General features: G+C 47.5%; 1 protein-coding gene. It reads left to right on the plus strand.

Annotated elements, in window-relative coordinates; all coding sequences use genetic code 11:
• Positions 1-278 (plus strand): hypothetical protein (locus AAEZ02_RS22335; RefSeq protein WP_502959609.1); only part of this gene is annotated, 278 nt, incomplete at both ends.

Here is a 278-nt window from a genome sequence, read left to right on the forward strand (position 1 = left end):
GCTTAGTGCCTGTCGATAGCGCGCGTGATTTGGGGGCAGATATCATCATCGCTGTCGACGTGACAGTGCCTACTAGCAAAAAGAACGTAACGAACAATCTTTTACCTGCTATCACCTCATTGAGTGGCTTTTGGGCATTACTTGAAAACAATCTATCCTCTAATGTAGCAACTAATAGAACTTCCACCGTTGCTTATGCAGACGCCAAACACAGCGCATCGATACGCAATGAACGCGGGCGCGCTGACATCGTCATTACCCCTGATGTGGGTCATATT

Source organism: Shewanella sp. T24-MNA-CIBAN-0130 (genome assembly GCF_040310185.1).
In the GTDB taxonomy this organism is placed as follows: domain Bacteria; phylum Pseudomonadota; class Gammaproteobacteria; order Enterobacterales; family Shewanellaceae; genus Shewanella; species Shewanella psychromarinicola.